Source organism: Allochromatium humboldtianum (genome assembly GCF_013385175.1).
Taxonomy (GTDB): domain Bacteria; phylum Pseudomonadota; class Gammaproteobacteria; order Chromatiales; family Chromatiaceae; genus Thermochromatium; species Thermochromatium humboldtianum.
Genome location: NZ_JABZEO010000013.1, coordinates 66207 through 90583, shown reverse-complemented (window position 1 = coordinate 90583; position 24377 = coordinate 66207). Strand labels below are relative to the sequence as shown.

The 24377-nt window shown below is 63.6% G+C and carries 20 protein-coding genes and 2 tRNA genes; 1 reads left to right on the top strand and 21 read right to left on the bottom strand.

The window, feature by feature from the left end; translation table 11 throughout:
- Positions 1-145 precede the first annotated feature (145 nt).
- The 8 genes from HW932_RS16825 to HW932_RS16785 all read right to left on the bottom strand — a co-directional run bounded on the left by HW932_RS16825 (position 146) and on the right by HW932_RS16785 (position 9885).
- Positions 146-358: a cold-shock protein gene (locus HW932_RS16825; RefSeq protein WP_012970645.1), complete on the bottom strand. Its 213-nt coding sequence runs from the start codon at positions 356-358 to the stop codon at positions 146-148.
- A 651-nt stretch (positions 359-1009) separates the two neighbouring features.
- Entirely contained in the window at positions 1010-2311 is a 1302-nt protein-coding gene (locus HW932_RS16815; protein ID WP_176977648.1) for an EAL domain-containing protein, read from the bottom strand.
- Between the two features lie 120 nt (positions 2312-2431).
- On the bottom strand, positions 2432-2914 hold the full coding sequence (locus tag HW932_RS16810; protein WP_176977647.1) for a Dps family protein: 483 nt from the start codon (positions 2912-2914) through the stop codon (positions 2432-2434).
- A 44-nt stretch (positions 2915-2958) separates the two neighbouring features.
- Positions 2959-3168 (bottom strand): DUF2061 domain-containing protein, encoded by a 210-nt coding sequence (locus HW932_RS16805; protein ID WP_176977646.1) that lies wholly within the window; start codon positions 3166-3168, stop codon positions 2959-2961.
- A gap of 74 nt (positions 3169-3242) precedes the next feature.
- Positions 3243-5345 carry an ABC transporter ATP-binding protein gene (locus HW932_RS16800; RefSeq protein WP_176977645.1) on the bottom strand — a complete coding sequence of 701 codons (2103 nt, stop codon included), beginning with the start codon at positions 5343-5345 and terminating at the stop codon, positions 3243-3245.
- Positions 5346-5349: 4 nt separating this feature from the next.
- Positions 5350-6762 (bottom strand): ABC transporter permease subunit, encoded by a 1413-nt coding sequence (locus tag HW932_RS16795; protein WP_176977644.1) that lies wholly within the window; start codon positions 6760-6762, stop codon positions 5350-5352.
- A 13-nt stretch (positions 6763-6775) separates the two neighbouring features.
- On the bottom strand, positions 6776-7753 hold the full coding sequence (locus tag HW932_RS16790) for an ABC transporter permease subunit (protein ID WP_176977643.1): 978 nt from the start codon (positions 7751-7753) through the stop codon (positions 6776-6778).
- Positions 7750-9885, bottom strand: a complete 2136-nt coding sequence (locus HW932_RS16785) for an ABC transporter substrate-binding protein (RefSeq protein WP_343047390.1) — start codon at positions 9883-9885, stop codon at positions 7750-7752. Before HW932_RS16785 ends, HW932_RS16790 begins: the two co-directional genes overlap by 4 nt.
- Positions 9886-10038: 153 nt before the next feature.
- Between HW932_RS16785 and HW932_RS16780 the strand changes: the two genes are divergently transcribed.
- Positions 10039-10815 carry an enoyl-ACP reductase FabI gene (locus HW932_RS16780; RefSeq protein ID WP_012970638.1) on the top strand — a complete coding sequence of 259 codons (777 nt, stop codon included), beginning with the start codon at positions 10039-10041 and terminating at the stop codon, positions 10813-10815.
- A 95-nt stretch (positions 10816-10910) separates the two neighbouring features.
- Here HW932_RS16780 and HW932_RS16775 read toward each other — a convergent pair whose 3' ends face one another.
- The 13 genes from HW932_RS16775 to trxA form a co-directional block, all read right to left on the bottom strand.
- On the bottom strand, positions 10911-12848 hold the full coding sequence (locus HW932_RS16775) for a SurA N-terminal domain-containing protein (RefSeq protein WP_176977641.1): 1938 nt from the start codon (positions 12846-12848) through the stop codon (positions 10911-10913).
- A 78-nt stretch (positions 12849-12926) separates the two neighbouring features.
- Positions 12927-13003, bottom strand: a tRNA-Asp gene (locus HW932_RS16770).
- A 6-nt stretch (positions 13004-13009) separates the two neighbouring features.
- Positions 13010-13085: transfer RNA gene (locus HW932_RS16765), tRNA-Val, on the bottom strand.
- 15 nt (positions 13086-13100) lie between these two features.
- A complete protein-coding gene (locus HW932_RS16760; RefSeq protein WP_012970636.1) occupies positions 13101-13373 on the bottom strand; it encodes an HU family DNA-binding protein in 273 nt (90 codons plus the stop codon).
- Between the two features lie 189 nt (positions 13374-13562).
- A complete protein-coding gene (lon, locus tag HW932_RS16755; protein WP_176977640.1) occupies positions 13563-16022 on the bottom strand; it encodes an endopeptidase La in 2460 nt (819 codons plus the stop codon).
- A gap of 257 nt (positions 16023-16279) precedes the next feature.
- A complete protein-coding gene (clpX, locus tag HW932_RS16750) occupies positions 16280-17539 on the bottom strand; it encodes an ATP-dependent Clp protease ATP-binding subunit ClpX (RefSeq protein WP_012970634.1) in 1260 nt (419 codons plus the stop codon).
- Positions 17540-17820: 281 nt separating this feature from the next.
- Positions 17821-18468 carry an ATP-dependent Clp endopeptidase proteolytic subunit ClpP gene (clpP, locus tag HW932_RS16745; RefSeq protein WP_012970633.1) on the bottom strand — a complete coding sequence of 216 codons (648 nt, stop codon included), beginning with the start codon at positions 18466-18468 and terminating at the stop codon, positions 17821-17823.
- A gap of 125 nt (positions 18469-18593) precedes the next feature.
- Positions 18594-19877 (bottom strand): trigger factor, encoded by a 1284-nt coding sequence (tig, locus tag HW932_RS16740; protein WP_176977639.1) that lies wholly within the window; start codon positions 19875-19877, stop codon positions 18594-18596.
- A gap of 198 nt (positions 19878-20075) precedes the next feature.
- A complete protein-coding gene (hemN, locus tag HW932_RS16735; protein ID WP_176977638.1) occupies positions 20076-21461 on the bottom strand; it encodes an oxygen-independent coproporphyrinogen III oxidase in 1386 nt (461 codons plus the stop codon).
- 178 nt (positions 21462-21639) lie between these two features.
- Positions 21640-22563: a 50S ribosomal protein L3 N(5)-glutamine methyltransferase gene (gene prmB, locus HW932_RS16730; RefSeq protein ID WP_176977637.1), complete on the bottom strand. Its 924-nt coding sequence runs from the start codon at positions 22561-22563 to the stop codon at positions 21640-21642.
- Between the two features lie 141 nt (positions 22564-22704).
- A complete protein-coding gene (locus tag HW932_RS16725) occupies positions 22705-23175 on the bottom strand; it encodes an Rrf2 family transcriptional regulator (protein WP_176977636.1) in 471 nt (156 codons plus the stop codon).
- 100 nt (positions 23176-23275) lie between these two features.
- Entirely contained in the window at positions 23276-23803 is a 528-nt protein-coding gene (locus HW932_RS16720; protein ID WP_176977635.1) for a DUF1249 domain-containing protein, read from the bottom strand.
- Between the two features lie 81 nt (positions 23804-23884).
- Positions 23885-24256: a thioredoxin gene (trxA, locus tag HW932_RS16715; protein ID WP_012970627.1), complete on the bottom strand. Its 372-nt coding sequence runs from the start codon at positions 24254-24256 to the stop codon at positions 23885-23887.
- Positions 24257-24377 lie beyond the last annotated feature (121 nt).

Genomic DNA, 24377 nt, shown 5'->3' with positions numbered 1-24377 from the left:
ATGTTCCAGCGCATTATAGCCTTACGGGGGATTTTTCGCGCGGTTTCGCCGACATCGGCGCGCGCGGACGGAGCGTACAGAGGAGTTTCGTGCGACCGAGCCGCCCCGGACGAGGCGGCTCGGCGGAATCAGGTCGCGCGGCGCCTCAGTTCGGCGTCACGTTCTCGGCCTGAGGCCCCTTGGGGCCTTGGGTGACTTCCATGGTCACTTGCTGACCCTCGGCCAGCGTCTTGCGACCCGCGCCATTGATCGCGCTGTAATGCACGAAGACGTCCTTGCCGCCCTCGCGCTCGATGAATCCATAACCCTTTTCGTCGTTGAACCACTTGACGGTTCCGGAAATCAATTCGCCTGCCATAACAACCTCATCGATAAAAACGCACCAACCAGGGTTGGTATTGAATGACCCGCCTTCACCTCGAAGACGGTGTCACGACCACTCGCGTTGGAGCGGAATCCATCAGCGGATGATTTCGATCGAGCCGGTGTCTCGCTGGAGAGCACCGGCAAGCCATTGGAATGAAAACCATCCGAAACATTCATATCTCGATCTCGATCCTTCGACGATCGAATATCCTTCGATATCCCGTACGGCACATCAGCTGCAACGTGCCCTCCCTCAGCGGATCGAGCCGAGATCCAGGCATGGATAAACAGGCCGCCGCCGTATCGCCACACCGGCCTCGATCGCCTCGACGAGGGGCGGAACGCCAAGCTCGACAAGCACTTAGGGCGACGCGATGAAACGGATATCGATGAAGTCATTCGAATCAAGCGGGGAAGCCATTCATGGCGGTCGACGAGGGAGATCAAGCGGTCATAACGATGTAATGAGGTCGGGTATTGGCAGGTCGAGTACGACTATCCTATCGGGTTCGAATTCAGGTCGACGAACCAGACGCTGTCAGTTGCTCCGATTATCGCTCTTCGACACATTCATTGCTCGTTCGTGTTGGGCGGTGATTATACCCCAGAATTCGCGCGCGCAAAGATCGATGTATGACTCGAGTCAGAGAAGTCGATTATTCGAGTCAACCATGGTGATGCTCGGATACATGAGTCCCTGATGCGGCAGGCTCATGAAGTTGCCCTGAATGGCATCGACTCCGGCGGCATGGAGCATCGGCATGAGTTCGTCGCCATCCACAGCCAGCGCGATGACGCGAACGCCCTGCTTGTGCGCGGTACGCACGAACCCGTCCAGGGCCGTCTGCGAGGCCAGACCATCGACCAGACCGTGCATGATCCCGTGCGAGAGCTTGACGTGCGTGAGGGTGGCGTGATGGGTCTCGATGAAGGGCGTGTCGTCGAGTCTGAGATCCTCGACCAGCAGACCATGACGCCCCTTGGAGATGAGTGTGAGCAGATGCTCCAAACCATCGGCGGCCTCGTCGAAGGCCGACCGGCGGACCTCGAAGACGATCGAGCCGGGCAAGGGATCGGCCTTGGCGATAGCGGCGCCGATGGCCTCGACGATCCTGGGCGCTTGCAGTGTCTGGTTGGCCAGGTTCAGGAACAGGGTCATGTCGCGTGTGCCGACGGCCTGCATACGCTGCAACAGAACCAGCGACTGGCTCACGATCCAAAGGTCGATCTTACCCATCCAGCCGGCCTCGGCGGCGAGCGGCAGAAAGGCCGCCGGCAGGAGTATCCGCCCGTGTTCGTCCCTGAGGCGTACCAGGGTCTCGAACATGTTGCGGTGTTCCTGATCGGCCCGGAAGGAGACGATCGGCTGATACTCGAGCACGAGGCCGCCACCTTCGATCAATGACTTGATCCGTGCCGCGTCGAGCGGCTCGAGATCCGGGTCATCGACTGGGCCTTCGTTCTGGAGACGACTGGAGAGATCGCTGATGGTCGCCAGCATGACCGGCCGTCTGGTCTCGGAGTCCAACGGCAGGACGGTGTGGCGCAGGTTGCGCCATTGCTTGCGCACCCGACAAACCCCGAGTTCGCGCTCACAGACCATGAGGAGATGATCGAGGTCGTCGCGGACGACCACGTCTGCCGCGCCCAGTGTGAATCCCCTGGCCGGAGCCAGCCGGCTACCCGAGGACTTGACCAGGATCAGCGAGGCATCGAGTCGGTCCGACTGCTCGGCGAGGCGTGAGGCGACATCGAGATCCGTGAATGCCTGCTCGTCACAGAGGATGAGATCCCACCAGCCTGGGTGCTGGAGCGAGGTCTCGATCGAAGCAGGCGTATCGACTTCGGTCAGGTCGACGGCGAGTCCTTTGCGGTTCAAGAGCGCGCTGATGCGCAACTCGGCCGGCTCCGGATGGATGCAGAGTATCTTTTTGACTTTTTTCATCCCGTGCCGGCCTTGATCCTGAATGTCCGAAAACGACGCCCGGCGCGTCGATAGGTCGAAACATACGTCGAGCGCGTCGAAAGCGCAAGCCGTAAAACAGCGCCGGACGGGTTCAGGATATCAGGAACCGAGCAGGCTACGCAGCATCCAGGCGTTCTTCTCGTGGATCTGCATGCGCTGGGTCAGCAGATCGGCGCTCGGCTCGTCGTGGGCTTCCTCGACCGCCGGGAAGACCGAGCGGGCCGTGCGGACCACGGTTTCCTGTCCGGCCACGAGTCGGCGGATCATCTCCTCGGCGTCGGGCGCGTCGTCCTCTTCCGGGATCTCGGTGAGGGCGGCATAGGCCTTGTAGGAACCGGGCGCCGGATGGCCCAGGGCGCGGATACGCTCGGCGATCAGATCCACGGCCAGCGCCAGCTCGTTGTACTGGGTCTCGAACATCAGGTGGAGCGTGTTGAACATCGGCCCCGTGACGTTCCAGTGATAGTTGTGCGTCTTGAGATAGAGGGTGTAGCTGTCGGCCAGGAGCTTGGACAGTCCCTCGGCGATGGCGGCGCGGTTGGTCTCCGAGATACCGATGTCGATGGGCATGGGTCTGGTCATGGTTTTGGTCTCCTTGGTTTGGGGCATGGATTAAGGTCGTGGGATCAGGCGGCGAACGTCTCGGCCGCCACGGATGGGCGACGGCTCGCGCGTATCCAGTCCCAGGTCTTTTCGTGGAAGAAATAGGCGACCGTGTTGACCGCCGGCTCCACCAGGGCCAGAGCGCCGCCGATGACGACGCTTCCGGTCATGAGATAGGCGACGGTGAAGGCTACGGTCATGTGAACGACGCCGAAGGTCAGGGTCTTGGTCATGGCAGCTTCCTCCCGTGTGTTGGGAGACAGTCTAGGCTGCCGCTGACCAGAAGTGAAATCGATTGATGCTACAATCACGATCGAATTTTGCTATCGCCATTTGTCTGAGTTGCGACTCCGACATCGACACAATGACAACACACTCGGCGCGTGGAGCCAAGCCGGGTCTCGACCGGGTAGTGGTGGCGGCAGACCTCGATGGCCTCGGGGCAACGCGGATGGAAGTGACAGCCAGACGGCGGATGGCGTGGCGAAGGCATGTCGCCTTCGAGCCGGATGATCTGGCGGCGCTGTTCCGGATCGACCACGGGCACGGCCGAGAGCAGCGCTCGGGTGTAGGGGTGACGCGGGTCGTCGAGGACGTCGGCGACCCGGCCATGCTCGACCACTCGACCCAGATACATCACGGCGACTTCGTGAGCCAGATAGGACACGACCGAGAGGTCGTGGGTGATGAAGAGATAGGCCAGCCCGAGCCGCTCCTGGAGATCCTTGAGCAGATTGAGGATCTGGGCCTGGACCGAGACGTCGAGCGCGCTGGTCGGCTCGTCGCAGACAAGGATGCGCGGCTCGACGGCCAGGGCGCGGGCGATGCAGAGCCGCTGACGCTGCCCGCCCGAGAACTCGTGCGGATAGCGGTCGGCCGATTCGGGATCCAGGCCGACCAGTTCGAGCAGTTCGGCGACCCGGCGCATCCGCTCCGCCCGCTTGGGGGCGAGGCGCAGTGCCTGGAGTCCCTCGCCGAGGATGTCGCCGACCAGCATACGCGGGTTCATCGAGGCGAAGGGATCCTGGAAGACGATCTGCAAGTCCTTGCGGAAGGGACGCAGGCGCCGATGGCTCAGACCGATGAGTTCCTGGCCGCGATAGCGCACCGAGCCGCCGGTCGGCGGCACGAGTTGCAGCAGGCCCTTGCCGGCTGTGGTCTTGCCGCAGCCGGATTCGCCGACCAGGGCCAGCGTGCGTCCGGCATAGAGATCGAGCGAGATGCCGTCGACCGCGCGGACATGGCCCACGACGCGGCGCAGCACGCCCTGGTGGATAGGGAAATGGACCTGGAGACCGCGCATGGTCAGGAGCGGGACTTGAGCGGTCTCGGTCGGGGTGTCGCTGGGCGGCGAGTTCGGATCACTGGTTGGGGACAGCGGCTCGGGTGTCGGCGAATCCGTCCGATCGGAAACCGGACGACTTGAGACTCCGGCCGCATCCAGCTCGGCGAGATGACAGCGTACCCCACGCTCATCGCTGAACGCGCGCCACTCGGGCGCCTCCAGACGACAGCGCTTGATGGCCGCCGGGCAGCGCTCGACAAAGCGGCAGCCCTGGAACGGCGTATCCAGCGGCGGCACGCGGCCTGGAATCACGGCCAGCCGTCTGCCACGCTTGCCGGCATCGGGCAGACTCTCCAGCAGATGACGGCTGTAGGGATGCAGCGGCTGGGCGAAGAACTCAGCCACGGGCGCAGTCTCGACGATCTGACCGGCATACATCACAGCCAGCCGTTCGGCCGTCTCGGCGACCACGCCCAGGTCATGGGTGATCAGGAGCACCGCCAGCCCGTTCGCGGACTGCACGGCCTTCAGCAACCGCAGCACCTGCGCCTGGATGGTGACATCGAGCGCCGTGGTCGGCTCGTCGGCGATCAGGAGTCGCGGATCGCCGGCCAGGGCCATGGCGATCATGACACGCTGTTTCATCCCGCCCGAGAGCTGATGCGGATACTCGTTCAGCCGCTGCTCGGGGTCGGGGATGCCGACGGCGCGCAGGAGTTCGACGGCCCGCTCGGCCCCGAGCCGTTGGCGCGTCTCCCCCTGATGCAGCCGCACCGCCTCGCCGATCTGGGTGCCGACGGTCAGCACCGGATTGAGCGAGGTCTGCGGCTCCTGGAAGATCATCGCCATCCGGCCGCCGCGCACCTGGCGCATCTCGGCTTCGGTCAGGCTCAGGAGTTCAGTTCCGCCGAGCTGCACCGAACCGGCTGTGATCCGCCCGGACGGCGGCAGCAGACGCATCAGCGACAGCGCCGTCATCGACTTGCCGCAGCCGGACTCGCCGAGCAGGGCGAAGGTCTCGCCGGGGCGGATGTCGAGCGTCAGGCCATCGACCACGCGCGCGGGCCGGGTTGGATCACCCAACTCGGTCGTCAGTCCAGTGACGTGCAAGAGCGGCTCGGTCATCGGCTCAAACCCCTCTCAAGCGCGGATCGAAGGCATCCCGGACCACATCGGCGAACAGATTCGCCGCCAGCACCAGGGTGAACATGAACAGGAACGCCGCCGCCAGCGACCACCAGACGATCGGATCGCGCGCCAGCTCCAGTCGCGCACTGTTGATCATGTTGCCCCAGGAATTCATGGTCGGATCGACGCCGATGTTGACATAGGACAGCACCGCCTCGGCCAGCACCAGTCCGCTGAAGTCGAGCACCAGGGTGATGAGCACGATGTGCATGACATTGGGCAGGATGTGGCGGGCGATGATGGTGAAGTGGCCGACGCCGAGCGCCTGCGCCGCCTGGACGTAGTCGATCTCGCGCAGCTTGAGCGCCTCGCCGCGCAGCAGACGGCAGAGTCCGGTCCAGCTGGTCACGCCCAGGATCAGGCACAGGAACAGCAGCCGCAGATCGGCGCGCTCGACCAGGCTCGCGAACTCGTCGGCGTGGTTGCTCATATAGACCTGAAGCATGAGGATGGTGGCCGCGATCAGAAGCACGCCCGGAATCGAATTGAGCGTGGTGTAGAGATACTGGATCAGGTCGTCGATCCAGCCTCGGAAATAGCCGGCCATGATGCCGAGCAGAATGGCCGCCGGGAGCATGATGAGCGTGGTCAGGGTGCCGATCAGCAGTCCGGTGCGGATACTCTTCAGCGCCTGATAGAGCACATCCTCGCCGACCTTGTCTGTGCCGAGCACATGGTATTTGAGCGCCAGCTCGCCGATGACGAAGGCTAGAACCAGCACCAGGCCCAGGGTGCCGAGGGCGGTGCGCCAGGGGATCTGGGTCTGGCCCTTGAGGATGCGGTTGCGGACGGCGTCGAACGGCTGCCCGTGACGACGCGCCAGCCACCAGACCAGGCCGGCAGCGAGCAGCGCCCAAAGGATCAAGCCCTGGACCAATCCGATCAGCGAACGCCAAGCAATGTCCCAGGCACGGTCGCGCTCGGGATCGGCCAGATGTGCACCGCCATGTTGCAGACGCGGATAGTCGCGGATCACCGTGCCGTCGGGCTGATCGAGCGCCTCCTTGGCATGCAGATGGGTAGCAAAAGGCGCCGAATAGGTCTTCTCCTGCCGCTCGCGCAGTCCGCTCAGAGCGAGGTCGAGCAGACTCAGTACCTCGGGCGCATAACGCACCTCGCCCGACTCGTCCGCCCGGTCGAGCTTGAGCCGAAAATGCACGGTATCCAGCAACCCGACCACGGCATAAGCCGAGAGCACCACCAGGGTCGCCACCCCGATGCGCGAGCGCACCACCCGACGCCAGGGTGCGCGCAGATGCTCATGACGCGCCGCCCAGACGGCGAACAGCGCCGTCACGGCCAGCAACAGGAAGACCAGGGCATCCGTCCAGAGGACGACGGGAATCAACGGCACGACGCGGGCCTCCTCATTGCAATCTGACGCGCGGGTCGACCAGGGTATAGGAGATGTCGGTCAGGATCAGACCGAGGATATAGAGCACGGCGCCGAGGAAGACCATGGCGCGCACGATGGCGAAATCCTGATTGCTGATGGCGTCGATGGTATAGCTGCCGAGTCCCGGAATGCCGAAGAACGACTCGGTGATCAGACTGCCCATGAACAGCAGCGGCAACACCACCACCACGCCGGTCAGGATCGGGATGAGCGCATTGCGCAGCACATGCCGGAACAGCACCACCCGTTCGCTCAGGCCCTTGGCGCGCGCCGTGCGCACATAGTCGCGCCCGATCTCCTCCAGGAACAGGGTGCGATACCAGCGCGTCCCCGAGCCGATCCCGGCGACGACCCCGACGATCACCGGCAGGATCAGGAACTTCCAGGCATTCAGCCCCTGGTCGTAGCCCGAGATCGGCGCCAGATGCCAGAGCTTGCCGATCAGGAACTGCCCGCCGATGATGTAGAACAGCCCCGAGATCGACATCATGGCCACCAACAGCACCACGCTTCCAATATCGACATAGGTGGCACGGAAGAAGACGATGAACAGCGCATAGCTGATGTTGAACGCCAGCCCGATCAGCAGCACCGGCACCGCGATCGCCAGACTCGGCCACATGCGCTGCGAGATGTCATAGCCGATGTCGCGCCCGTCGTCCGACGAACCGAACTGGAAGACGAACAGCTTGACCGATTTCTGGAACAGGATGGTGTCGGTCAGGCTCGCCAGACCATCGGCCTCGGCGTTGTAGAGCAGCGGGCGATCATAGCCGCGCTCGGCCTTCCAGCTCTGAATCGCCTCTTCGGTCACGCGCTTCTGCCCCAGATGCATCCGCGCCATGTCGTCCGGCGAGTTGACGACGAAGAACAGCATGAAGGTCAGCAGATTGACCCCGATCAGGATCGGGATGGCATACAGCAGCCGACGCACGATATAGGCGGTCACAGGGCCGTACTCCTCTCGCGACGACGCACCATCCACCAGGCCGGCAGCACCAGCAGCACCAGCACTCCACCGGCGGCCCATAGCGGCCAGAGGATCGGCGGATTCCAGTCGCGCCGCGCGGCCTGACGCTGCTCGGGATCGAGACGCCGGTATTTGAGCGTGTTGTTGGCCATCTGGTTGGGATGCGCGTTGAGCAGCCAGCGATGATGCAGGCTGAACGACTTGGGATGGAAGCCCCAGATCCAGGGCGCGTCACGCCGGGCGATCTCGACCAACTGGTCGATGAGCGCCTGACGCTCGGGGCCGTCCTCCATGTATTTCATGGCGTCGAACAGCCGGTCGAACTCGGGGTTGGCATAGTTCGAGGCGTTCTCGCCCTGATGCTCGACCTTGCCGTTGGGGCCATAGAGCAGGAACAGGAAGTTCTCGGGATCGGGATAGTCGGCGTTCCAGCCCCACATGAACACCTGTCCGGTGCCGTTGCGGATCTTCTCCTGGAAGCGGTTATAGTCGGTCGAGCGGATGACCAGCTCGATGCCAAGCTTGGCGAACTGCTTGCGGATCCAGTTCAGGCGCGCGCGATCATCGGGGCCAGTGGCGACGGCCTCATAGTTGAGGCTGAGGGCACGGCCGGTCTCACGATCGACGCCATTCGGATAGCCGGCCTGCTCCATCAGCACCTGCGCCTCGTCGAGGCTGCGGCGCTCAGGGCGACCGTTGCGCCATTCGTAGACGAAGGGATTGATGCCCGCCTCGCCCTCGCGATGGCCGAAGATGCCGGGCGGCAGCGGACTCTGGGCCACCAGACCGCGCCCGTTGGCGAAGATCGAGATGAATTCCTCGAAGTCGACCGCGATCGAGATCGCCCGGCGTAAGAGACGCGCACGCTCGGAGTCGCCGCCGATCACCGGGTCAAGCATGTTGAAGCCCATGTAGAAGATCGATGGCTCGACCGAGGTCAGCAGCGAGATGCCGCGTTCGCGCATGACCTCAGTCAGTATCGGCTCGCCCGAGGCGTCGATCTGGACTGCCTGATCGAAGGCATCCGACGAGATCCCGGAGGCGTCGTAGTAGCCCTGGAGGAATTTGGTCCAGCGCGGGATGTCCTCTTTCTCCAGGCTGTAGATGGCGCGGTCGATGAAGGGGATCGGCCGGCCGGCGTCGTTCAGGATGCCTGAATCCCGATTCTCGGGCATGCCCTCGCTCGGATAGGACTCGCCGTGGAAGTTGGGATTGCGCTCCAGCACCATGCGTCGGTTCGGGTCGTTCTCGCTCAACATGTAGGGGCCGGTGCCGACCGGATACCAGTCGAGCGTGATGTTGCGCTCAGCCAGTCCCGGCTGAGCGTAGAAGACATCGGCCTCCCAGGGCATGGGCGCGAAGAAGGGCATGGCGAGCCAGTACTGGAACTGCGGATACTTGCCTTCGAGACGGATGCGCAGCGTCCGGCTGTCCAGCACCTCGACGCCGCTGAGGCTTGCCTGACGCAGGGCCGCGACCCGCTCCAGCGCGCCGGCCGACTCCAGCCCCGCGAGCTGGTCGGCCAGTTCACCGAAGCCGCGAATGTGCTCGCGCATCAATCCGGCGATCGGCGAATGCGACCAGGGCGCGGCCAGACGCTTGATCTGATGGGCAAAGTCCTCGGCGGTCAGCTCGCGCGTGCCGGTTGCCTCGAAGTCGGCCAGACGGTTGATGCCCTTGAGATCCCCTGGACTCAGCGCGTGATAGCGATAGCTCCCGTCATCGGCGCGCGCAAAGGCCGGATGCGGCTGAAACCGGATGCCGGGCTGGATGCGGATCAGATAGTCACTGTGATCGATCGCCGCAACCGGCGCATCTTCGGGTAGCGGATGGCCGGCGGCGTCGAAATAGCGCGGCTCGGGTACCTCAGCCGCCGAGAGCGGCACCAGACGATAGGGCCGGAGCAGAAAGTGATATTGCAGCGGCGGCTCGTATATCTGCGCCAGGAAGGCGTACTCGTCCGAGCTGTAGGAGCGCGCCGGGTCCAGATGCTTGGGACGCTCGGCAAAGGAGCTGTAATAGACGTTGGCCTCGGCGTCCGCCGCCGGATAGGGATCGTTCCAGGCCGACTCGCCGCAGCCGGAAAGCGCGAGTACCAGCAGCCCGAACACGCCTATCCATCCTCGTTCGACCCAGTCGCGCACCGTCGCCCTACCCTTTCACCGAATGACAAGATTCGGTACTGTTGCAACCCTCGTCCAGAGTGTCAACGGGTACGACGACTTTTCATCCGTCCACTGAGCTACAACAGAGACAAAACACCCATGGGTTTCCTAGAAGGCAAGAAGATTCTGATCACCGGCGTGGCGAGCAACCGTTCGATCGCCTGGGGCTGCGCCGAGGCGATGCATCGCCAGGGCGCCGAAATCGCCCTCACCTACCAGAACGATAAGCTCAAGTCGCGCGTCGAGGAGATGGCGCACAAGTGCGGGTCGGACATCGTGCTGCCGCTCGACGTGGCCCAGGATGCCGACATCGAAGCCCTGTTCAAGTCGCTCGGCGAGCGCTGGGACGGACTCGACGGCATCGTGCACTCGATCGCCTTCGCCCCGCGCGAGCAACTGGAAGGCGACTATGTCGACGCCGTCACCCGCGAGGGCTTCAACACCGCCCACGAGATCAGCTCCTACAGCTTCGCCGCGCTGGCCAAGGCCGGACGCGGCATGATGGAAGGCCGCAACGGCGCGCTCGTCACCATGTCCTATCTGGGTGCGGTGCGCGCGGTGCCGAACTACAACGTCATGGGCATCGCCAAGGCGAGTCTGGAAGCCAACGTCCGCTATCTGGCCGCCTCGCTTGGCCCCAAGGGGACGCGCGTGAATGCCGTCTCGGCCGGCCCGATCCGCACCCTGGCCGCCGCCGGCATCTCGGACTTCCGCGACATGCTCAAGAAGGTCGAAGAACGCACCCCGCTGCGGCGCAACGTCACCATCGAGGAAGTCGGCAATGCCGCCGCCTTCCTGTGCTCGGATCTGGCCTCGGGCATCACCGGCGACATCCTCTATGTCGACACCGGCTACAACATCCTCGGACTGGGCTGATCGCGCCCCCCCCCTGGAGATTGCAGCCGAACGTTGCCGGCTCCCACGCTCAGGCGTGGGAGCCATCCTGTGACGTGCCAGCGTCAACCAGCCGCTTACAGCGCCTCGTCGCTCCCCTGTGATGCTTTGCGCTCGATCTTGGCGCGCGACTCCATGTCTTCGAGCACATTGGTATAGGCCTGACGCCCCATGATCTGGGTGATGATGAAGGACTCGGCCGAGAAGCCGTCTTCGCTGCCCTCCCCATCAGCCGCGACCTGACCATCCTCGACCTTGGTCAGACGCACCACGACCGCATCGCCATCGTCCAGAATCGCGGTTCCGACACTGACAGCCCCATCGGTCGGCACCGGCAGCTTGAAGGCCGCATCCAGCACGCCGGCCGGCACCTCGGTGCTCTGACGATCAATCAGCCCCGGCGACTCGGGCTTCAGTTCCTCACCGACCGCCGACCAGCCGGAGCCGTCACGCAGCTTTTCAGCCAGCGCCTCGGCGGCTGATTTGGCCGCCGCGCGCGCCTGTTCGTCACGGATGGCGGCGACGATTTCCTCGCGCACCTCGTCCAGGGGCTTGACGGAGGCCTCGCGGTGCTCGGCCACGCGCAACACGACAGCCTGGAGCCGATCGCGCTCGGGTTCGATCAGGTCGCTGTTGTTGCCGCCGACCAAAACGTCCTCGCTGAAGGCTGCCGCCATGACCTTGGGGTGCGACAGCAGTCCTTCATCGCCCCCCTTGCGGCCGATCCAGTCGCTGTGCTGAATGGTCAGCCCCAGCGCCTCGGCCGCCGGATCGAGACTGTCCGGCGACTCGTAACTGATGTTGGCCAGACGCTCAGCGAGATCATAGAACAGCCCCTCGGCGCGCTGCTTGGCCAGCTCGGCGTGTAACGGCTCGCGCACGTCCTCGAACGGCTTGGCCTTGGATGGCAGGATCTGGACCACCTCGATCAGGTGATAGCCGAAGGGGGTGCGGATCGGCTCGCTCAGCTCACCCGTCTTGAGGGCGAAAGCCGCTTGATCGAAGGCTGGAACCATGATGCCGGACTCGATGAACCCGAGCGACCCGCCCTTGGCGGCACTGCCCGGATCTTGCGACAGCGTCTTGGCCAGTTCCTCGAACGACTCCCCCGCCTGAATCCGGGCGCGAATCGCCTGAATCTCATCGAGCACCGCCTGCGCGGCGGCTTCATCCGCGTTCGCATCGACCTTGAGCAGCAGATGACGCACTTCGCGCCGCTCGGGCTGAACGAAACGCGCCTGATCGGACGCATAGAGCTGGCGCAGATCCTCCTCGCTCACCTCGACCTTGGAGGACAGGGCGTCGGTGTCGAGCACCAGATAGTCGAGCCTGACTTGCTCAGGACTCTGGAAGCGGGTGCGATTGGAGTCGTAATAGGCCGTGATGCGCGCCTCGTCGATCGGCTCTTCGGTGCGATGCTCGGCCAGCGGCAGCCGTAGATAGCTGATCTCGCGCTTCTGACCCATGAGCCGTTTGTAGGTGTCCAGTTCGGCGCGCGTGGCCAGCTCGCTGCTGGAGACGGCGCGAATCAACTGGGTCGCGCTCATCTTCTGACGCAACTGCGCCTCGTACATCGCCGGGGTCAGACCCTGGAAGCGCAACAGACGTTCATAGGTGTCCTTGTCGAACCGACCCTCGCTGACAAAGGCCGGATCGGAAAGGATCTGCATCTGGACCTCTTGGTCCGAGACACGCAACCCGAGACGCCCGACAACGTCCATGAGCAAGGCTTCCTGGATCAGGGTTTCGAGCACCTCGGCGCGCAGACGCTGATCATCGAAGGCCGCTGGATCATAGGCCGCGCCCAGGCGTTCACGCAGTTCGAAGCGCGTTTCCTGGACCCGTCGGTCCAGCTCGCGCGCCGGGATCTCGACCCCATTGACGGTCGCCGCGATCGGCTCACCGCCCACACCCAGATAGGACTGAATCCCCCACAGGGCGAATGGAATACTGATCAGGATGACAATGGCCCAAGCGATCCAGCCTTGGGCGCGTTCACGGATGGTCTGAAGCATGGTGACTCGCGAAGATCCAGGTCCAGAAACAAAAAAACGGGGTATCCACTTGTGATGGATACCCCGTTTACTCGAAGTTGGCGGAGCGGACGGGGCTCGAACCCGCGACCCCCGGCGTGACAGGCCGGTATTCTGACCAACTGAACTACCGCTCCAAATTTTGGTGGGTGCTGCAGGGATCGAACCTGCGACCCTCGCCTTGTAAGGGCGATGCTCTCCCAGCTGAGCTAAGCACCCTTGTGAAGCGAGCGACTATTGTACCGCGTCTTTGAGTGCTTTACCAGCCTTAAATGAAGGCGTTTTCGATGCCTTGATTTCGATGGTAGCGCCCGTTTGCGGGTTGCGACCGGTGCGGGCCGCGCGCTCTTTCAACGAGAAGGTACCGAACCCGATCAATGATACAGTATCTCCTTCCTTCAATGCAACAGCAATCGAATCGGTGAAGGCATCCAGGGCGCGACCGGCCGCAGCCTTAGAGATGTCGGCGGCCTCGGCCATTTTTTCGATGAGTTCCGATTTATTCATGGATTTCCCCTGTGAATCCCCAGTTTTATGCCTGAATGGTCAGCGTCGAGCCGCGCCCGGTCGCCGGATACGGTCTGGCCCTTCTCGACCGTCTGGAAAGGCCCGCGCGCCCCGCCGTGGGGCGCCTCGATCGTCCAAGCATCCTAATGCGCAGAGGGCGCGCGAAGCAACCATCAATTGCAGCCAGACTCAGTGATGCAGGCGTGCGCCCTGCTCGCGTCCGGCCTCGGCGCCCCCTTCGCGCGCCTCATCGGCCTCCACGACCGGCTCTTCCCCATCGATCTTTGTTTCGATAGGGGCAGGATGCTGGGTCAAGGCCAGGTCGAGCACCTCGTCGATCCAGCGCACCGGATGGATCTTGAGATGTTGCTTGATGTTCTTCGGGATTTCTGTCAGATCGCGCTCGTTCTCCAGCGGGATGATGACGGTCTCGATCCCGCCGCGATGAGCCGCGAGCAGCTTCTCCTTGAGTCCGCCGATCGGCAGCACCTCGCCGCGCAGTGTGATCTCACCGGTCATGGCGACCGTGGAGCGCACCGGGATCTTGGTCAGGGCCGAGACCAGGGCCGTGCACATGGCCACGCCCGCGCTCGGGCCGTCTTTGGGCGTGGCACCCTCGGGGACGTGGATGTGGATGTCGAACTGGTTGTGAAAGTCCGCCGGCACGCCGAGTGCGTCGGCACGCGCGCGTACCACGGTCATGGCCGCCTGGATGGACTCCTGCATCACGTCGCCGAGCTGACCGGTGTAGGTGAACTTGCCCTTGCCGGGCACCAGCGCCGATTCGATGCGCAGCAGCTCGCCGCCGACCTCGGTCCAGGCCAGACCCGTGACCTGACCGATCTGATCGTGCTCGTCGGCGCGGCCATAGCGATAGCGCTGCACGCCGAGATACTTCTCCAGCGACTTGGGCGTGATCACCGTGGGCGCGCCGCGCTTCTTGAGCAGGATCTCTTTCACCACCTTGCGGCAGAGCTTGGAGATCTCGCGCTCCAGGTTGCGCACACCGGCCTCGCGGGTGTAGTGGCGGATGATGTCGCGCAGAGTGTTCTCGCGGATCACCAGCTCGGAGCTTTTGAGGCCGTTGTTGCGGATCTGTTTGGGCACCAGATAACGCTCGGCGATGGCGACCTTCTCGTCCTCGGTATAGCCCGAGAGCCGGATGACCTCCATGCGGTCGAGCAGCGCCGGAGGGATGTTGAGCGTGTTGGCCGTGGCCACGAACATGACCTCGGACAGGTCGAAGTCCACCTCAAGATAGTGATCGGCGAAGGTGTGATTCTGTTCGGGGTCGAGCACTTCGAGCAGCGCCGAGGCTGGATCGCCACGAAAGTCCATGGCCATCTTGTCGATCTCGTCGAGCAGGAAGAAGGCGTTGCGCGAACCGGCCTTGGACAGGTTCTGGATGATCTTGCCCGGCAGCGCGCCGATGTAGGTGCGGCGATGGCCGCGGATCTCGGCCTCGTCGCGCACGCCGCCGAGTGACATGCGCACGAACTTGCGGTTGGTCGCGAGCGCGATCGACTGCCCGAGCGAGGTCTTGCCGACACCGGGCGGCCCGACCAGACACAGAATCGGCCCCTTGAGCTTGCGCACGCGCTGCTGCACGGCCAGATATTCGAGGATGCGTTCCTTGACCTTCTCCAGCCCGTAGTGATCCTTGTCGAGCACCGCCTCGGCGACCTTGATGTCGTTGCGGATACGGGTGCGCTTCTTCCAGGGCACACTGACCAGGGTGTCGATGTAGTTGCGCACCACAGTCGCCTCGGCCGACATGGGCGACATCAGCTTGAGCTTGTTGAGCTCGCCGAGCGCCTTGTTCTTGGCCTCGCGCGGCATCCCGGCGGCCTCGATGCGCCGGGCCAGATCCTCGATCTCGTTGGGTGCGTCTTCCAGCTCGCCCAGTTCCTTCTGGATCGCCTTCATCTGCTCGTTGAGATAGTACTCGCGCTGGTTCTTCTCCATCTGGCGCTTCACACGCCCACGGATGCGCTTCTCCATCTGGAGGATGTCGTTCTCAGCCTCCATCAGGCTCATCAGATGTTCGAGTCGCACCGCGATGTCGATCATCTCCAGCACGCGCTGCTTCTCGTCGAGCTTGAGCGCCATGTGTGCGGCCATGGTATCGGCGAGCCGGCCGGCGTCGTCGATGCTGGCGAGCGAGGTCAGCACCTCGGGCGGCACCTTCTTGTTGAGCTTGACGTACTGATCGAAGAGCGCGAGGGAGGAGCGCATCAGCACTTCCTGCTCGCGCTCGTCCATCTCCAGGGTCTCGGACATGGGCTGGATGAGCGCGGAGAAGGCGTCTTCCGTGGTCAGAAAACGGTCGATCTGGGCGCGCTGGCTGCCCTCGACCAGTACCTTGACCGTGCCGTCGGGCAGCTTGAGCAACTGGAGGATGTTGGCCAGGGTGCCGATCTCGTAGAGATCCTTGACACCGGGTTCGTCGACATCGGCGCTCTTCTGCGCGATCAGCAGAATCTGCTTGTCGGTGGCCATGGCCGCGTCGAGCGCGCGGATCGACTTGTCGCGCCCGACGAACAGCGGGATGACCATGTGCGGGTAGACGACCACATCCCGCAGTGGAAGTACGGGAACTTCCTGCTGGATGGATCGCTCACGACCGGAAGCTGGGATGTTTTGAGCCATGGAAACCTGTTCTCGTTAGAAGCGACGTTCCACCGGATGGGGGGGGCGTGAGCCGTGCCGGAGACGGCGGTCACGGATCGAAGCACAGGACGTCGGGATGGTGAGTATGCTGACAGGATCGGGGCTGGGGGCAAGCTCTTCAACGCCTGGAACCCAGAAGGACGCGAGTCGATCGACCCGCGCCCAGCGATTGGATGGGTATTGAAACCGCTAGGGGGCACTTGGCGCCCTGGCGGTTCAAAAACACAGCGTCCGGATCAATCCGCCGCGACGGCCTGCTTTTCGATCCGCTCGTAGATCAGGAAGGGCTTGTTCTCGCCATTGATGACCGAGGCATCGATCACGACCTTGCTGACATGATCCATGGAGGGCAGATCGTACATGGTGTCGAGCAGCACCTGTTCCATGATGGTCCGCAGCCCGCGCGCGCCGGTCTTGCGCTCCATCGCCTTGCGCGAGATCTCACGCAGCGCGTCGTCGCGGATCTCCAGTTGCACGCCTTCCATCTCGAACAGCCGCGCATACTGCTTGACCAGCGCATGCTTGGGTTCGGTGAGGATCAGCATCAGGGCCGCTTCGTCGAGTTCTTCCAGGGTCGCCATCACCGGCAGACGGCCGACGAACTCGGGGATGAGTCCGTAGCGGATCAGGTCTTCCGGCTCGACCGCACTCAGCAGTTCGCTGATCTGACGGCTGTCGTCCTTGCTCTGGACCTCGGCCGAGAAGCCGATGCCGGTCTTCTTGGAGCGATTCTGGATCACCTTGTCGAGTCCCGCGAAGGCGCCGCCGACGATGAACAGAATGTTCGAGGTATCGACCTGGAGGAACTCCTGCTGCGGATGCTTGCGCCCGCCCTGCGGCGGCACCGAGGCGATGGTGCCCTCGATGAGCTTGAGCAATGCCTGCTGCACGCCCTCACCCGAGACGTCGCGCGTGATCGACGGGTTGTCCGATTTGCGCGAGATCTTGTCGATCTCGTCGATGTAGACGATGCCGGTCTGCGCCTTCTCGACGTCGTAGTCGCACTTCTGCAGGAGCTTCTGGATGATGTTCTCGACATCCTCGCCCACATAGCCGGCCTCGGTCAGGGTTGTGGCATCGGCGATGGTGAAGGGGACGTTGAGCAGACGCGCGAGCGTTTCGGCGAGCAGAGTCTTGCCCGAGCCGGTCGGACCGATGAGCAGGATGTTGCTCTTGGCGATCTCGATGTCTTCCTTGGCCTCGGCGACTTCGAGCCGCTTGTAATGGTTGTAGACGGCGACCGAGAGGACTTTCTTGGCCTTCTCCTGTCCGATCACGAATTCATCGAGCTTGGCGTTGATCTCGCGCGGCTTGGGCAGATGGTTGGTCGTCTCGGCGGCGTTCTCTTCCATCTCCTCGCGAATGATGTCGTTGCACAGTTCGACGCATTCATCGCAGATGAACACCGATGGACCCGCGATGAGCTTGCGCACTTCGTGCTGGCTCTTACCGCAGAAGGAACAATAGAGCAGTTTACCGTCGTCGCTCTTACTCATCGGGCGTAGATCTCCGGGGGGGCTGTGAGGGATGCTAATCCTGCATTCCCGAATGAGGCGGGTTCAATCATAACCATTTGGGGGTATATGGCAAGAAACTTGAGCACGAACCTTGGACTCGATCACGAATTTCGGCGGGATGGCCCCTGATCCGATCATCCTGGTTGGCGAGAGGCGCCTGGGTCGTTCCGGTTCAGGAAGGTCGTCCCGCCATCGATGCGGCGGGACGGGTCTTTCGATGGCTGTTTCAGTCTTTCGATCTTGGAGGGCGGGCGGTGTTCTCAGGATTTTTTGGAGGCGACCGGGCCGCGCTCAGTGATGACCTGATCGATCAATCCGTATTCGCGTGCCGTCTCGCCGTCCATGAAACGATCGCGATCCGTATCCTCGGCGATCTTTTCGATCGGCTGCCCCGTGTGATGGGACAGGATCTGATTGAGCCGCTCGCGAATGTAGAGGATCTCGCGCGCATGGATCTCGATGTCGGTCGCCTGACCCTGGAAGCCGCCGAGCGGCTGATGGATCATCATGCGCGAGTGCGGCAGACAGAACCGCTTGCCCGCCGCGCCGCCAGCCAGCAGCAGCGCGCCCATGCTCGCCGCCTGACCGATGCACATGGTGCTCACGTCGGGACGGATGAAGCGCATGGTGTCATAGATGGCCAGACCGGCCGTGACCGAGCCGCCGGGCGAGTTGATATAGAGATGGATGTCCTTGTCCGGGTTCTCCGATTCCAGGAACAGCAGCTGCGCCACCACCAGATTCGCCATGTGGTCCTCGACCGGACCGACGAGAAAGATGACCCGCTCCTTGAGCAGACGCGAATAGATGTCGAACGAACGCTCGCCGCGCGCGGTCTGCTCGACGACGATGGGCACCAGCCCCAGACCTTGGGGCTGCCAATCGGTGCGACTCAGGGGTGTGCTCATGGCTGGAATCTTCGATTGATCGTTGAAAAGAGGGAGACAGCGCCGCGTCATCGCGGCGGCGTCCGCATGGCGGAGCGACTCCGCCGCCTGATCGCCGCCGCTGAATACGCGGACGTGACGACGCCCTATTGCTCGGTGAGTTGCGCGAAGGTCAGCGGTTCGTCCTCGACCTGGACCTGTTCGAGCATCAGATCGACCACCTGCTCTTCCATGACCAGCGCCCGGACCGAACTCAGGCGCTCTTCGTCGCCATAGTAGTAATCGAGCACTTCCTGCGGCTGCTCATAGCTTGCAGCCATACGCTCGACGGTCTCGCGCACGCGCTCCGGATCGGCCTTGATCTCGTTGTCACGGATGATCTGCCCCAGGATCAGCCCCAGGGCGACCCGACGCTTGGCGCCGGGCTCGAACATCTCGGGCGGCAGCTGCATCTGGCCGCCACCCAGAGCCTGACGCATCTGTTCGACCATGGTGCGCATCTCGCTCTGGATCAGCGCCTTGGGCAGATCGACCGGATTGGCTTCATAGAGCATGTCCATCACCCGCTCCTTGGTGCGGGCGGTGAGGCGCTCTTTCAACTCGCGCTCCATGTTGCGACGCACATCGGCCTTGAAGCGCTCGACGTCGCCGTCCTCGACCCCGAAGTTCTTGACGAACTCGGCGTCGACCTCGGGCAGACGCGGCTCGGCGATCGACTCGACGGTCACTTCGAAGCGCACCGGCTTGCCGGCCAGATGCTCGGCCTGATACCCCTCGGGGAAGGTCAGGTCGAGCGTGCGCGTCTCGCCGACGGCCGCGCCGATCAGGCCATCCTCGAAGCCGGGGATCAGACGGCCCGAACCGAGTTCGAGCTTGAAGCCGGTGGTGGTACCGCCCTCGAAGGCCTCGCCCTCGATCGTGCCGACGAAGCCGATGCTGAGCTGGTCGCCGGCCTGAGCCGGACGCTCGACGGCCGCCCAAGTCTTGCGCTGCTCGCGCAGGCGCTGGATCATGTCGTCCAGATCGGTGTCGGTCAGCTCGCTCACCGGGCGCTTGACGACCTTGTCGCTCACCGAGGCCAGCGTGATCTCGGGCATGACTTCGAAGACGGCGGTATACGCCATGCGACCGGCGTCGATGTCGAGATCGGGCTCGATGTGCGGCATACCGGCCGGCATCAGCGACTCCTGCTCGAAGGCCTTGTAGAGGGTCTTCTGCACCATGTCGCCGAAGACTTCCTGGTGAAGCTCCGCGTGGTAGCGCTGACGCAGTACCTTCATCGGCACCTTGCCGGGCCGGAAACCCGGCAGCTTGGCGCGGCGCGCGAGCTGCTGCAACCGCTTCTCGACCTCGGCACCGACCTCATCGAACGGCAGGTCGACCCGCATCCGCCGCTCGAGTCCCTCGCCCGCTTCAACCGACACTTGCATTGAATTTCTCCCGCGGACGCCAAGCTGGTGCGCCACGCCTGTCAATAAAAATCTCGACGCCGCCCCGCATTCGCCTGGGCGGCGCCTTCAAAAGCCGGAAAGTATAGCACGAACCGCCCACTTGACAGCGGGCCGGATTCGTCATCGACGCTTCCAGCGGCGGCTGGAGGCTGGTACGCCTCCAGCCTCCAGCCGTGCTCAGATGACCTTGGAGAAGCCGATCGGGCCGGTCTTGGCGGCCAGATAGGCATCGAAGGCCATGCAGATGTTGCGCACCAGCAGTCGGCCACGCGCCTGGATGCGGATACTGTCGGCGTCGACCGTCACCAGCCCATCCTCTTCCATGCCCTTGAGCTTGGCGAGACTGTCTGCGAAATAGTCGTCGAAGACGATGCCCCACTGAGCCGCGACCGCCGCCTTGTCGAGCTGGAAATGGCAGATCAGTCGGGTGATGACGTCGCGCCGGATCAGATCGTCGCGGTTGAGTTCGAGACCCCGGAACACCGGCAGACGCCCGGCGTCGATGTCGGCGTAATACTCGTCGAGTTCGCGGCGGTTCTGGCCGTAGGTGTTGTCGATCATACCGATCGAGGTGACACCGATGCCGATCAGGTCGCAATGGGCGTGGGTCGAGTAGCCCTGGAAGTTACGGTACAGGGTGCCGGCACGCTGGGCGACGGCCAGCTCGTCGTCGGGACGGGCGAAGTGGTCCATGCCGATGAAGACATAGCCGGCCTCGGTCAGACGCGCGATGGTCGATTGCAGGATGTCGAGCTTGACCTGAGGCGCGGGCAGATCGGCTTCGTTGATGCGTCGCTGCGGCTTGAAGCGCTCGGGCAGATGCGCATAGTTGAACACCGACAGACGCTGCGGATTGACCTCGATCACGCGCTCCAGGGTCTTCATGAAGCTCTCGACCGACTGGAACGGCAGGCCGTAGATCAGATCGATACTGGTCGAGCGGAAGCCCTCGGCGAGCGCGGCCTCCAGCACCGTCATGGTCTGAGCCTCGGTCTGGAAGCGGTTGACCGCCGCCTGCACCCGCTCGTCGAAGTCCTGTACGCCGAGACTCATGCGGTTGAAGCCAATTTGGCGCAACAGCTTGACCGTGGAGGCATCGGCCTCGCGCGGGTCGATCTCGATCGAGAATTCGCCGGTCTCGTCATCGGCCAGGGTGAAATGACGGCGCGTCACGTCCATCAGCTCGACCATCTGGTCGTGGCTGAGGAAGGTCGGGGTGCCGCCGCCCCAGTGCAGCTGCTCGACGACACGCGACTTGTCGAACAGGGCCGACTGCATCTCCAGCTCGCGATAGACGCGCTCCAGATAGGGCGGCGCCAGCGAGCGGTCCTTGGTCGCGATCTTGTTGCAGGCGCAATAGAAGCAGACCGTGTCGCAGAAAGGGATGTGGAAATAGATCGAAAGCGGCCGACCGCTTTCGTTGCTGCGTGCGCAGGCCGCCTTGTAGGCCGCCTCGTCGAAGGACTCGTCGAACTCGACCGCCGTGGGATACGAGGTATAGCGCGGACCGCTCTGGTCGTAGCGACGAATCAAATCAAGGTCGAAGGAAACGCCTTGCTCCACCGTTCAATCCTCCAGCCGCGAGGGGCGTCTCTGGCTCCCGAGCGGCCCGTCGTGTAAAGCCTGTTCAGGCATCGTCCCCGCCGTGACCGAATCCGGGGCGCTGGAATTCGGCCTCTGATGTGGCAGGATGTGGGAATGCAATTGCCGGTACCGCGAATCGCAGGACGCGGCCTGTGCATCAGGAATAGAGCGCCTCCTCGATGAGCGGCCGGTAGTCGAGGAGCTGCTCACGCGTGAGCAGGAAGACCCCCTCCCCGCCGCGCTCGAATTCGATCCAAGTGAAGGGCACACCCGGCAGACGCGACTCCAGGAAGGGCAGCGAGTTGCCGACCTCGACGACCAGGATGCCGCGCTCGTTGAGATGGTCGGCGGCTTCGTCGAGGATGCGCAGCACGATGTCGAGTCCGTCCTCGCCGGCGAGCAGGCCCAGATGCGGCTCGTTGTGATACTCGGTCGGCAGCGCCTCGAACTCGGCGCGCGAGACATAGGGCGGGTTGGAGACGATCACGTCGTAACGCTGATCGCCGAGCGCGGCGAACAGGTCGGACTCGAACACCTGCACCCGGTCGCCGACGCCGTGGCGCTCGACGTTGTCACGGGCGATGACCAGCGCCTCGGGCGAGATGTCGACCAGATCGACGTCGGCATCCGGCAGATAGACCGCCGCCGCGATGCCGATGCAGCCGCTGCCGGTGCACAGATCCAGCACCCGGCCGACACGATCGGCATCGATCCAGGGATCGAACCCGACCTCGACCAGCTCGGCGATCGGCGAGCGCGGCACCAGCACCTGTTCATCGACCCGGAACTCCAGTCCCGCAAACCAGGCACGCCCGATCAGATAGGCCGCCGGCACGCGCTCGACGACCCGGCGTTCGATGAGTTCGCAGACGCGCACCCGCTCGGCCGGAGTGAGTCGGCAGTCGCGGAAGTTCGCGGGCAGATTGGGGTCGAGGTGCAGGGCGCTCAGCACCAGCAGCGCCGCCTCGTCGATGGCGTTATCGGTACCGTGCCCGAAGTGGAGGCCGGCCGCGTTGAAGCGGCTCGCGCCCCAGCGCACGAAGTCCTGAATCGAGATCAAACCGTCTGGCTGCTCTGCCATGGCGCCCATGAATCGTCAAGCTAGGGTTGAAAAGGCCGAGCCGCCCGCCGATGGAGTCAAGCGGGCGGCCTGGACAGAAGCTGTGAAGCATACCACTGCCGGGACAGTTTTTTCAGCGCCGGAAATGCGATCCCACGGCGATCAGGCCGCGCGACGCTGTTTTTCGGGTTCGAGCGTGACGCGCGGCGCGGCGAATTCGATCTTGGGATGCCCGCCCCGCTCGACCAGATCCTGGAGCGAGATGTCGCTGAGAAACTTGAAGATCTCGTCGCTCAATTGGTCCCATAGATGATGCGTCAGACAGCGTTGGCCTTCGTGACAGTTCTGGCGCCCGCCGCAGCGCGTCAGCTCCACCCACTCGTCGACGGCACAGATGATGTTGGCGATCGAGATCTCGCTCGGCGCGCGACCCAGATAATAGCCGCCGCCCGGACCGCGCACGCCGCGCACCAGCTTCTTGGCGCGCAAGGCGGCGAACAGTTGTTCCAGATAGGACAGCGAGATGCCTTGACTGGATGAAATGTCCGCCAGCGTCACCGGACCCTTGCCCGCGTGCAGGGCCAGGTCGAGCATGGCGGTCACCGCGTATCTGCCTTTGGTCGATAGTCTCATGGTTGTGCTGCCTGCTTGGGAGTGAGAATTGTCATTGGACTAAATTAGTCAACAATTCCCTTATTTCAAGCATGGCTCGCACATGAGCCGATCAGCGATGCTATGAAGGCTGGGCGAGACAGACCGGCGACGCACCATCGACCAGCGAGCGCCGCCCGTCGACCGGGCTCGGATCGGGCGCGAAGCCATGCCCCTGACGCAGACAGAACATCAGCCATTTGGACAGGAACAGATTGGCCCGCCATTTGTCGGTCAGGGCCGGATGCGCGTACCGGGTGCGCAGAGGCAGCATGGACTGGCGCAGCTCCAGCACCTCGACCTGCCGGGCGTCGTGGTAGACGCGCAGCCGGGCATCCGGGTCTGAATGGGTCTCCAGCGTCTCGGCGTCCGTGAAACGATGGGTCAGATGCACCAGCGTGGTGTAGCGCGCCTGCTCCTCGACCTCCAGAGCGAGATCGACGGTTCCGGGACGCCGCGAGAGGCGCTGTCCGGCCGGATAGGCGTTCAACTCCGGGGCCAGACGCCGCAGAAGGATGAAGTTCTCCTCGCACAGACTCATCAGGGCGCCGACATCCGGGCGCCCCGCGATCAGTTTGAGGAGAAAGGCGCGGTCGAGCGCGAATTGCATCAAGGGTGGAACGTGCAGAGCGCGACACGATCGACCCGGGCCGCTCACGACCCGTCGTCTCGCGTCGTTGGCGTCAGCCGATCAAGCCTGAGCGTTGGACTGCTCGGCGATCTGGCGTCGCACGTCGTCCATGTCGAGTTCGCCGGCCTTGGTGAGCAGATCGCGGAAGGAACCCTCGGGCAGCGCGCCGGCTTGCGAGAAGATGATGATCTGGTCGCGGAAGATCATCAGCGTCGGGATGGAACGGATCTGGAAATGGCCCGCGATCGCCTGATGCTCTTCGGTGTTGAGCTTGGCAAAAACGATGTCCGGGAAGTCCTCCGAGACCTTCTCGTAGACGGGGGCGAAGGAACGGCAGGGTCCGCACCAGGGCGCCCAGAAGTCGACGATCACGAAGGCGTTGTTCTGGATGGTTTGTTCGAAATTGGCGGTATCGAGCTCGACGACGGCCATGGGAGCCTCCCCGTTGGATGAAAAGTTGAGTGGGATACTAACAGAAACGGCGGCTCCCGTGACCCGCCCCGGATGGCGGGCGCGACGGATCGGGGCATGGAAACGCGACCGGAACGAACGC

Coding starts and splice junctions, on each gene's coding strand:
- tig (WP_176977639.1), bottom strand. CDS start 19,877: ATGCAAGTGTCGGTTGAAGCGGGCGAGGGACTCGAGCGGCGGATGCGG.
- HW932_RS16800 (WP_176977645.1), bottom strand. CDS start 5,345: ATGACCGAGCCGCTCTTGCACGTCACTGGACTGACGACCGAGTTGGGT.
- HW932_RS16760 (WP_012970636.1), bottom strand. CDS start 13,373: ATGAATAAATCGGAACTCATCGAAAAAATGGCCGAGGCCGCCGACATC.
- HW932_RS16780 (WP_012970638.1), top strand. CDS start 10,039: ATGGGTTTCCTAGAAGGCAAGAAGATTCTGATCACCGGCGTGGCGAGC.
- HW932_RS16825 (WP_012970645.1), bottom strand. CDS start 358: ATGGCAGGCGAATTGATTTCCGGAACCGTCAAGTGGTTCAACGACGAA.
- HW932_RS16725 (WP_176977636.1), bottom strand. CDS start 23,175: ATGAGACTATCGACCAAAGGCAGATACGCGGTGACCGCCATGCTCGAC.
- HW932_RS16775 (WP_176977641.1), bottom strand. CDS start 12,848: ATGCTTCAGACCATCCGTGAACGCGCCCAAGGCTGGATCGCTTGGGCC.
- clpP (WP_012970633.1), bottom strand. CDS start 18,468: ATGAGCACACCCCTGAGTCGCACCGATTGGCAGCCCCAAGGTCTGGGG.
- clpX (WP_012970634.1), bottom strand. CDS start 17,539: ATGAGTAAGAGCGACGACGGTAAACTGCTCTATTGTTCCTTCTGCGGT.
- HW932_RS16815 (WP_176977648.1), bottom strand. CDS start 2,311: ATGAAAAAAGTCAAAAAGATACTCTGCATCCATCCGGAGCCGGCCGAG.
- HW932_RS16805 (WP_176977646.1), bottom strand. CDS start 3,168: ATGACCAAGACCCTGACCTTCGGCGTCGTTCACATGACCGTAGCCTTC.
- HW932_RS16810 (WP_176977647.1), bottom strand. CDS start 2,914: ATGACCAGACCCATGCCCATCGACATCGGTATCTCGGAGACCAACCGC.
- lon (WP_176977640.1), bottom strand. CDS start 16,022: ATGGCTCAAAACATCCCAGCTTCCGGTCGTGAGCGATCCATCCAGCAG.
- HW932_RS16720 (WP_176977635.1), bottom strand. CDS start 23,803: ATGCAATTCGCGCTCGACCGCGCCTTTCTCCTCAAACTGATCGCGGGG.
- trxA (WP_012970627.1), bottom strand. CDS start 24,256: ATGGCCGTCGTCGAGCTCGATACCGCCAATTTCGAACAAACCATCCAG.
- prmB (WP_176977637.1), bottom strand. CDS start 22,563: ATGGCAGAGCAGCCAGACGGTTTGATCTCGATTCAGGACTTCGTGCGC.